Annotated in this window: 8 protein-coding genes and 1 pseudogene; all 9 read right to left on the reverse strand. The window is 65.1% G+C overall.

Annotation, left to right across the window (positions count from 1 at the left end):
- Positions 1–658: PAS domain-containing protein (locus tag EOA38_RS20835; protein ID WP_127300114.1), on the reverse strand; the 658-nt coding region annotated here is incomplete at its 3' end.
- Positions 659–697: 39 nt separating this feature from the next.
- On the reverse strand, positions 698–2,185 hold the full coding sequence (locus EOA38_RS20840; RefSeq protein ID WP_127300115.1) for a sigma-54 dependent transcriptional regulator: 1,488 nt from the start codon (positions 2,183–2,185) through the stop codon (positions 698–700).
- Positions 2,182–3,903: a hydrogenase maturation protein gene (locus EOA38_RS20845; RefSeq protein ID WP_127300116.1), complete on the reverse strand. Its 1,722-nt coding sequence runs from the start codon at positions 3,901–3,903 to the stop codon at positions 2,182–2,184. The genes EOA38_RS20840 and EOA38_RS20845 overlap by 4 nt, the downstream gene beginning before the upstream one ends.
- Before the next feature lies 1 nt (position 3,904).
- On the reverse strand, positions 3,905–4,954 hold the full coding sequence (gene hypE, locus EOA38_RS20850; protein WP_127300117.1) for a hydrogenase expression/formation protein HypE: 1,050 nt from the start codon (positions 4,952–4,954) through the stop codon (positions 3,905–3,907).
- Complete coding sequence (gene hypD, locus EOA38_RS20855; RefSeq protein ID WP_127300118.1) at positions 4,951–6,102, reverse strand: hydrogenase formation protein HypD; 1,152 nt, start codon at positions 6,100–6,102, stop codon at positions 4,951–4,953. The genes hypE and hypD overlap by 4 nt, the downstream gene beginning before the upstream one ends.
- Complete coding sequence (locus EOA38_RS20860) at positions 6,099–6,344, reverse strand: HypC/HybG/HupF family hydrogenase formation chaperone (RefSeq protein WP_126095580.1); 246 nt, start codon at positions 6,342–6,344, stop codon at positions 6,099–6,101. Before EOA38_RS20860 ends, hypD begins: the two co-directional genes overlap by 4 nt.
- Positions 6,344–7,261: a hydrogenase nickel incorporation protein HypB gene (gene hypB, locus EOA38_RS20865; RefSeq protein ID WP_127300119.1), complete on the reverse strand. Its 918-nt coding sequence runs from the start codon at positions 7,259–7,261 to the stop codon at positions 6,344–6,346. The genes EOA38_RS20860 and hypB overlap by 1 nt, the downstream gene beginning before the upstream one ends.
- The gene (gene hypA / locus EOA38_RS20870; protein WP_126095582.1) at positions 7,261–7,602 is read right to left on the reverse strand and encodes a hydrogenase maturation nickel metallochaperone HypA; all 342 of its coding nucleotides are present in this window, start codon (positions 7,600–7,602) and stop codon (positions 7,261–7,263) included. The genes hypB and hypA overlap by 1 nt, the downstream gene beginning before the upstream one ends.
- Positions 7,602–8,198 (reverse strand): annotated as a pseudogene (locus tag EOA38_RS20875) (hypothetical protein); the annotation flags it as partial. The gene hypA and the pseudogene EOA38_RS20875, both read right to left, overlap by 1 nt.

Consider the following 8,198-nt stretch of genomic DNA (forward strand, 5'->3'; position numbering starts at 1 on the left):
GCTCATGGGCGACCCCGGCAACGACGCGGCCGAGCGCCGCCATCTTCTCGGAGACGACGAGCTGCTGCTGCGTCCTCGTCAGTCTCTGGTGCGCCAGATCGAGCTGGTGGTAGGCGCGGCGAAGCTCGCCGATCGGCCTTCCGACGATGACGATGCCGACGAGCCTGCCACGGTGGTCGAGCCGTGGCGAGCAGTTCAGCGCCAGCGGCGTCGCACCGCCATCCCGCTGGCGCATGTGCACTTCGAGATCGGAGATCGGCCGCGCGTTGCGGAAACAACCGGCGAACCGGACGGCAACGGCACCATCCTCATCTTCGAACAGATCGAGGATCGCTGACCCCATCAGGGTCTTCTCGGCGATGCCCGACAACTGGACCATGGCCGGGTTGACCTGCTGGATGCGGCCCCTCACATCGCAGGCTACAAGCACATCGGTCATCGAGCCCAGCACCGAATCGATGAATTGCTGCGCCTCCTCGAGGGCGGCGTGCTGACGCTCCAGCAGCGCCTGCGATTCGACCAGATCCTTGTAGACCGCGTCCATCTTGCGGATGACCTCGATCCAGGCCTCCTCACCGGCCGGCGCCAGGCCGAGCGCGGGCACTTCCGCCCTCATCGGCAAGGGTTCGTGGAATTTCCCGGACGCCGGCTTTGCCATCTGTGGTTTCGGTACCCTTATGAGCTCCATGGGCGCGCCTCACCGGACGGAGCCGGCTGCGCGCCGCGCCGGCAAGGGCTTCACATTCTCCAGCCCCAGCCGTTCGAGCTTGCCGCGCAATCCGACCCGGGACAATCCCAACTCCTCCGCCGCCTTCGACTTGTTCCAGCGATGGCGGATGAGTGTCTCGCGGATGATGCGCAGCTCCATCTCGTTGATGCGGTCGCGCAACGTTCCGGCGAGCCCGGCAATGTCGTCTCCGTCTGCGTCCTCGACTTGCGGGACCGCCGTCAGGATGTGGCGGGACACGAGTTCGGCGCCAAGCTCCTGGCCTTCCCGGCCCATGACCAGCATATGCTGGATCTCGTTCTGCAGCTCGCGCACGTTGCCAGGCCAGGAGTGATTCTTGAAACAGGCGATGGCTTCGGCGGAGATGCCCGGCACGTTCTTGCCAAGCTTGCGTCGTGCGCCCTCCAGGATCGCCGCCGACAGGATTTCGATATCCATCGGCCGCTCGCGCAAGGCCGGCAACCTGATGACCGTGCCCGCGAGCCTGTAGAACAGATCGGCACGGAAACGCCCGTGGCGCACCTCGTCCTCGAGATCGCGGTTGGTCGCCGCCACGACCCGCACATCCACTTTGCGCGTCTTGCCGCTGCCGACCGGACGGATCTCGCCTTCCTGCAGGACGCGCAGCAATTTGACCTGAAAGGCCGGCGAAACCTCGCCTATCTCGTCGAGAAAGACGGTGCCGCCGCTGGCGCGCTCGAACAGGCCGATATGATCCTCCACAGCACCGGTGAAGGCACCGCGCTTGTGGCCGAACAGCTCGCTTTCCAGAAGCTGGTCGGGCAGAGCGCCGCAATTTTCGACGACGAAGGGCTTGTTCCAACGCAGCGAGCCGTAGTGCAGCGCGCGGGCGGCGAGTTCCTTCCCGGTGCCGGAAGCGCCTATCAGGACGACCGGAATATCGAAGGGCGCGACCTGTTTCAGCGCGTCGCAGACTGTGTTTATCGGGCTCGAAGGGGAGCGGATGATGCCGTCGTCGAAGTTGTAATCTCGCCTGAGCGCGCTGCGACGGTCCGAAACGACCTTGGAGGCGGATGACGGCGCCATGCGCATCTCGACTGCCAGAAGCTCGTTCTCGCGCTGCAGGACATAGAGTTTGACCGCGTTCTTCAGCGTCAGGATCAGGTTTTCAGGATGCCAGGGCTTGGTGATGTACTGATAGATGCCGGCCTCGTTGATGCCGTCGATGATGTCGTGGGCGTCGGTGTAGCCGGAGATGATCATACGCACGACGTCGGGCCAGCGGGTGCGTACCTGCTTGAGGAATTCGATTCCTGATGTTCCGGGCATGCGCTGGTCGCAAAGGATCAACTGGATCCATTCGCTCTCCAGCATCGACGTCGCCGTCTTGATGTCGCTTGCGACATGGACATCGAAATCCTCGCCGAGAATGCGGCGCAGCGACTCCAGCGACCGCACCTCGTCGTCGACGATCAATATGGGGGGAAGCTCAGTCACGACGCCCTCCTCCTGCCCGGCGCGCCGGAGGCCCAGGCGAGGTCGCGGTGGCGGGCGATGGTGACCGGCGTGCGGGATTTCGGCACCTTGTGCACGAAATTGTGCCGGGCAACGTGATAGCTCGGATCGAACCCGTAGAAGTTTCGGCGCATCCTGGCCAACTCCTCCTCACGATACTCAGAGAGCGGCTTTGCCGCCTCGTCGGCGGCCCGGCGTGCCTGCTTTTCGGCAAGCAACTGCGGAAAGTCCGACCTGTCCGCCAGCCCGGCTGCGAGCGCCTTGACCTCGGCTGCGAACCGATCGCGCGGGCGGGGCAGAATACGGTCGGCGAGGCCGAGGCTCAGTGCCTCGCGCGCGCCCATCGGCAAGCGGGCGGCGGCGATCCTGCGGGCATTGTCGGCTCCGCAATGGCGTGGCAGCAGGTAGGTCCAGAATTCCGAGCCGTAGAGGTTGCCCATGTCCTTGTAGTGCGGGTTGAGGATCACGCCCGAGCGCAGCCAGACATGATCCGCACCGCGCGCCAGGAAGACGCCGCCGGCACCGGCATTGCCGCCGAGCGCCGAGACGGTCACGTGGCTCGTCGTGCTGATGATCGCTTCGGACAGGTCGTCGATGGCGCAGATGTTGGCATAGGACTCGTCCGCCGGGCTCGCCGCCGCCTCGATCCGGTTGAGGTCGAGACCGTTCGACCAGAACTCGGGCCCGCCACAGAGCACGATCACCTTCGTCGGCCGTTCGGCCGCCTTGCGGTAGGCATCGAGCAGCCGCCCGCAGGCGTCGGTGCCCATCGCGCCGTTGTAGAACGGGAAATGCAGGAACCCGACAGCACCCTGCTCCTCATAGGCAATGTCCTGATAGCCGCCGCCGGAATTCAGGGGCCGCTCCGGCAATTGCTCAGCCTCGGGCGCGAAAGCCAGGGTCGCCGGCAGCTTGAACGGATTGGCCGAACCTGGACGGCGCACATGGCCGATCCATACCGCGCCATCGACCGTGGCGCGGGCAATCGCGGGGCCGCTTCTGGCGATCGCGGCACCCGGCGCCGCGACAGGCAACCCGAACGCCTGCCTGGCGTCGAAAAGAAAGGCCGGCTCCCCGAAAAGCTCATCGCGGACGCCTGGCACTCCGTCGGCCGCTGCAATCTTGCCGATGACGGTTTCCGTCGTATCGCGCATCCAGTCGATCTGCCGGTCAGCCTGCCTGATCGCGTCCCGCCAGCACCCGCGATGCGGGACCGCAAGCTCCTCCGCAGGCACGGGCTTTCCGCCCGTCCGCAAACGCTCTACGGCTTCCAGCACCGCCGTGACCGCCGCCTCCGTCGCCTCGTTGCGGTAAAGGCTCGATTTCGTTGCCCGGCGCATCGGAAAGGCGGCGCTCGCCCAGACCGGCCCGGCGTCCATCTCCTTCACCGCCTCGAGAACCGTCACGCCCCATTCCGTCTCGCCATTCGTCATTGCCCAGTCGAGCGCCGACGGTCCGCGGTCGCCGACGATACCGGGGTGCACGATCACGCAGGTGCGGTTCTCGTAGACCCGAGCGGGGATCGCACGCTTCAGGTAAGGCGCAACGACGAGGTCGGGCTCGAAAAGCTCGACCGCCTCGATCGTGCGGGCATCGTTGACGTCGATCTCGATCGAGACCTCATGGCCTTGCTCGCCAAGTTCGACGAAGAGCCTCTGGCTCAGTGCATTGAAGGCGGTGACGAGGAGCAAGATTCGCATCTCAGCAGATCCTGGGAAGCTGTTCGCCGGCTATCCAGTCGACAACGCGCATGCCGCCGAGCCGGGTGCGCATGGTGACCAGCGCGTGCTCGTCCGCGACGACCTCGCCAATGAGCGCCGCGTCGAGGCCTTTCGGATGGCTGCGCATGGCGGCAAGCAGGGTTGCGGCGTCGTCCGCCCCGCAAATCGCAATCAGCTTGCCTTCGTTGGCGACATTGAGCGGATCGAGGCCGAGCAGCTCGCAGGCCGCCGCGACTTCCGGGTTCACTGGCACGGCCGTTTCCCTGATCACCATGCCGACCTTCGACTGGTGCGCGATCTCGTTGAGCGTGGCCGACAGGCCGCCCCGGGTCGGATCGCGCAGCACGCGGATGCCGGGCACCGCCGCAAGCATCGCGGCAACCAGATCGTTGAGCGGCTGCGTATCGGACAGGATCTCGGTTTCGAAATCTAGATGCTCGCGTTTGGAAAGTATCGCGATGCCATGATCGCCCATCGTGCCCGAGACGATGATCGCGTCGCCCGGCCGCGCGTTGCCTCCGCCGATATCGGTTGCCTCGGAGAGGACGCCGACACCGGTCGTCGAGATGAACACGCCGTCGCCCTTGCCCTTTTCCACGACCTTTGTGTCGCCGGTGACCACCGGGACACCCGCCTGGCGCGCGGCCAGCGCCATGGAGACGACGATCCTCTCCAGGTCCGCGAGGGGAAACCCTTCCTCAATGATGAAGGAAGCGGAGAGCCAGAGCGGCCTGGCGCCCATCATGGCGACGTCGTTGACGGTGCCGTGAACGGAGAGCGCGCCGATGTCGCCACCCGGGAAGAACAGCGGTGAAATGACGTGGCTGTCTGCCGCCATCACCAGTCGGCCGGAGACGCTGCCCAGAAGCGCGGCGTCATTGCCTTGCGCCAGATAGTCGTTGGCGAGATGCTTATGGAACACATCGCGGATGAGGTCGGCCATGGCGCGCCCGCCCGCGCCATGCGTCATGTCGACCGAGCCGCGTGCGTTCGATGCGTTTGCGGCGAGCCTGGGATCAGCCGCGGTCATTCCGCCGCCTCCAGCTTGGAAGGCTGCTGGTCGCGGAAGCGGCCGTAGGTCCAGTAGGCCGCGCAGGCGCCTTCGGACGACACCATGCAGGAGCCGACCGGGCTCTGCGGGGTGCAGACGGTGCCGAACAACTTGCAGTCGGTCGGTTTCTTGACGCCGCGCAGAATCGACGGGCATTCGCACGACTTCACCTCGCGCGAAGCCTTGACCGACAGTTCGAACTGCTTCTCGGCATCGAATTTCGCGAAGCGGTCGCGGATCCGCAGCGCACTGTAGGGCACGGTGCCGAGACCGCGCCAGTCGAAGCTCTTGCGCAGCTCGAAAACCTCGCTCACCAGCGTCTGCGCCTTGACATTGCCCTCCTCGGTGACGACGCGGGTATATTCGTTCTCGACCTCGCATCGTCCGTCATTGACCTGGCGGATCAGCATCAAGACCGACTGCATCACGTCGAGCGGCTCGAAGCCGGCGATGACGACCGGCTTCTGGAACTCTTCGGCGAAGAATTCATAGGGCTGCGAACCGATCACGGAAGAGACGTGCGAGGGTCCGAGAAAACCGTCGATCTTGACGATGCCAAGGTCCCGCACCTCCGGTGACTCAAGGATGTGGCTGATCGCCGACGGGGTCAGCACATGGTTGCAGAAGACGCTGAAATTCCCGAGTTTCTCGGCCTCGGCCGTCTTGAGCGCGACAGCGGTCGGCGGCGTCGTGGTCTCGAAGCCGATGGCGAAGAAGACGACCTGCCGGTCCGGGTTCTCGCGTGCGATCCTGAGCGCGTCGGCGGTCGAATAGACCATGCGCACATCGGCACCGTCAGCCTTTGCCAGGATAAGGCTCCGCTGCTTGGTGCCCGGCACGCGCATCATGTCGCCATAGGTGCAGAGGATCACGCCATACCGTTCCGCAAGCTCGACCGCGTCGTCGAGCCGCGCGACCGGCAGCACGCAGACCGGGCAACCGGGACCGTGCACGAAATGCACGTTCTCCGGCATCAGGTCCTGCACGCCATAGCGGAAGATCGCATGCGTGTGGCCGCCGCAGAACTCCATGAAGTGGTAGCTTCTGTCTGGATCGGCCTCGGCCGCGATCGCAGCGGCAACGGTGCGCGCGAGGTCCCGGTCGCGATATTCGTCGACATATTTCATGCCGAAATCTCCTCCAGTTCCTCCCTAAGCACACCGGCTTCCGCCATCATCCCCAGCGTGCGCTCCGCCTCCTCGACACTCACCTTGTGCAGCGCATAGCCGACATGGACGAGCACGAAGTCGCCGATCGCCACGTCCTCGACAAGCGCGAGAGAGATGCGCTTCCTCACCGTGTCGAAGGCGACGACCGCCACGTCATTGTCCAGGAGTTCCACCACGCGGGCGGGTATGGCGAGGCACATCAGGCGGCTCCCTTGAGTTCGGCCTGAAGTTCACCGGCAAGCGGATGGCCGGCCAGCGCCATCGCGCGGGCGGCGAATATCCATGCCGTCCAGTCGGCCATTCCTTCACCGATCCGTGCCGAAAGCTGCAGGACCTTGATCTTCGGATTGACCTTGCGCGCGTTGGCGATGCAGGCTTCGGGATCGAAGTCGAGATGCGGCAGAAGATCCGTCTTGTTGAGAATCATCAGGTCTGCCGCGTGGAACATGTCGGGATATTTGAGCGGCTTGTCCTCGCCTTCGGTGACCGAGAGGATCACCACCTTATGCGCCTCGCCGAGATCGAAGCCGGCCGGGCAGACGAGATTGCCGACATTCTCGATGAAGAGCAGCGAACCGTCGGCGATGTCGAGGTGCTCGACGGCATGGCCCACCATGTGCGCGTCGAGATGGCAGCCCTTGCCGGTGTTGATCTGGATCGCCGGAGCGCCCGAGGCGCGGATGCGCTCGGCATCGTTCGAGGTCTGCTGATCGCCCTCGATGACGGCGGCCGGAAGCTTGCCTTTCAGCGCCTCGACCGTGCGGCAGAGCAGCGTCGTTTTGCCCGAGCCGGGGCTCGACACAAGGTTGAGCGCGAGCACGCCGCGCGCAGCGAAGAGCTTGCGATTGTCGGCGGCATATCGGTTGTTCTTGGACAGAATGTCCATTTCGAGCTGGACCAGCCGCGCCTGGCTCATGCCGGGCGCATGGACGCCGGCGGAGCCTGAACCATAATCGTGCACATGATCGTCGTGGTGATGATGATCGTGGCCGTGATCATGACCGGCATGATCGTGGTCATGCCCGTGACTGCGATGGCCGTCTTCGTGGTGATGATGATGGCCGGCCTTGCCTTCGATCCGCACCTCGCCTTCGCCGCATCCGCAAACGCTGCACATCAGCTCACCTCCAATTCCTTGATCCTCATCTCCTCACCTCCGGTCACCTGCAACTGATGGCTGCCGCAAACCGGGCACGGGTCGTAGCGCTGGGCGATTGCGACGCTGCGGCCGCAGGGCATGCACCATGCGCGCGCCTCCGTCTCCAGAATGTCGAGCCTCGCGCTCTCGGCGAGCGACCCGCGCATGACCACGTCGAAGCCGAATTTCAACGCCTCGACCTCGACGCCGGCGAGCCGTCCGATCTCCAGGCAGACGCGATCGACCCTGGCGAAGCTCTGCCTTGCGGCTTCTTCCTCGAGGATGCCGCGGATGCTTTCGCAGATCGCCATCTCGTGCATCAGTGGAACCTCACCTCGTAGCCGACACAGGGGTCGATGGCGCGCACGAGAAGGTCGGCCTGCAGCGCGAGTTCCGCGCGGCTCGGCGCAGCGAGCGCCGCAAGCGAGCGTTCCGCGATCCCGCTTTCGCCGAAATGGCTGCTTGTCGGAGCATCGACCGCGTAGCCGACCACACGCCCCTCGCGAAGCACGACACGGTGCTCGAGGCGGCCCCGCGCGGCTTCGGCATAGCCGATGCCGGAGAAGGCGTTCGGCTCATCGTGTGCAGGGAGGAGATGTCGGCGGGCGGACGAGGAACTGTGCCAGGCTTCCGTATTTTCGCTCCCGCCCATCCGGTCCTTCGGGGCACCTTCTCCCCGCAAACCACTGGAATGGATCCCGCTCATCCGCAGCATCGCAAGGCCCGCGGCGATCTCGCCGGGAAGCTTTGCCGCCTCGACGAACCGCGCCATCAGGCGCGCGCCAAGTCCTCCTTCGCCCTCCGCCGAGAGGAAGGCTCCCACGAGCGGCTCGCCGGCCTGCCGGGCGAGGCAAGTCGTGTCCGCGAGCGCCAGCAATTTTTCGCCTCCCCCTTTTGCTTTCGGGCAGCCTATCAT

Source organism: Mesorhizobium sp. M1E.F.Ca.ET.041.01.1.1 (assembly GCF_003997355.1).
In the GTDB taxonomy this organism is placed as follows: Bacteria; Pseudomonadota; Alphaproteobacteria; order Rhizobiales; family Rhizobiaceae; genus Mesorhizobium.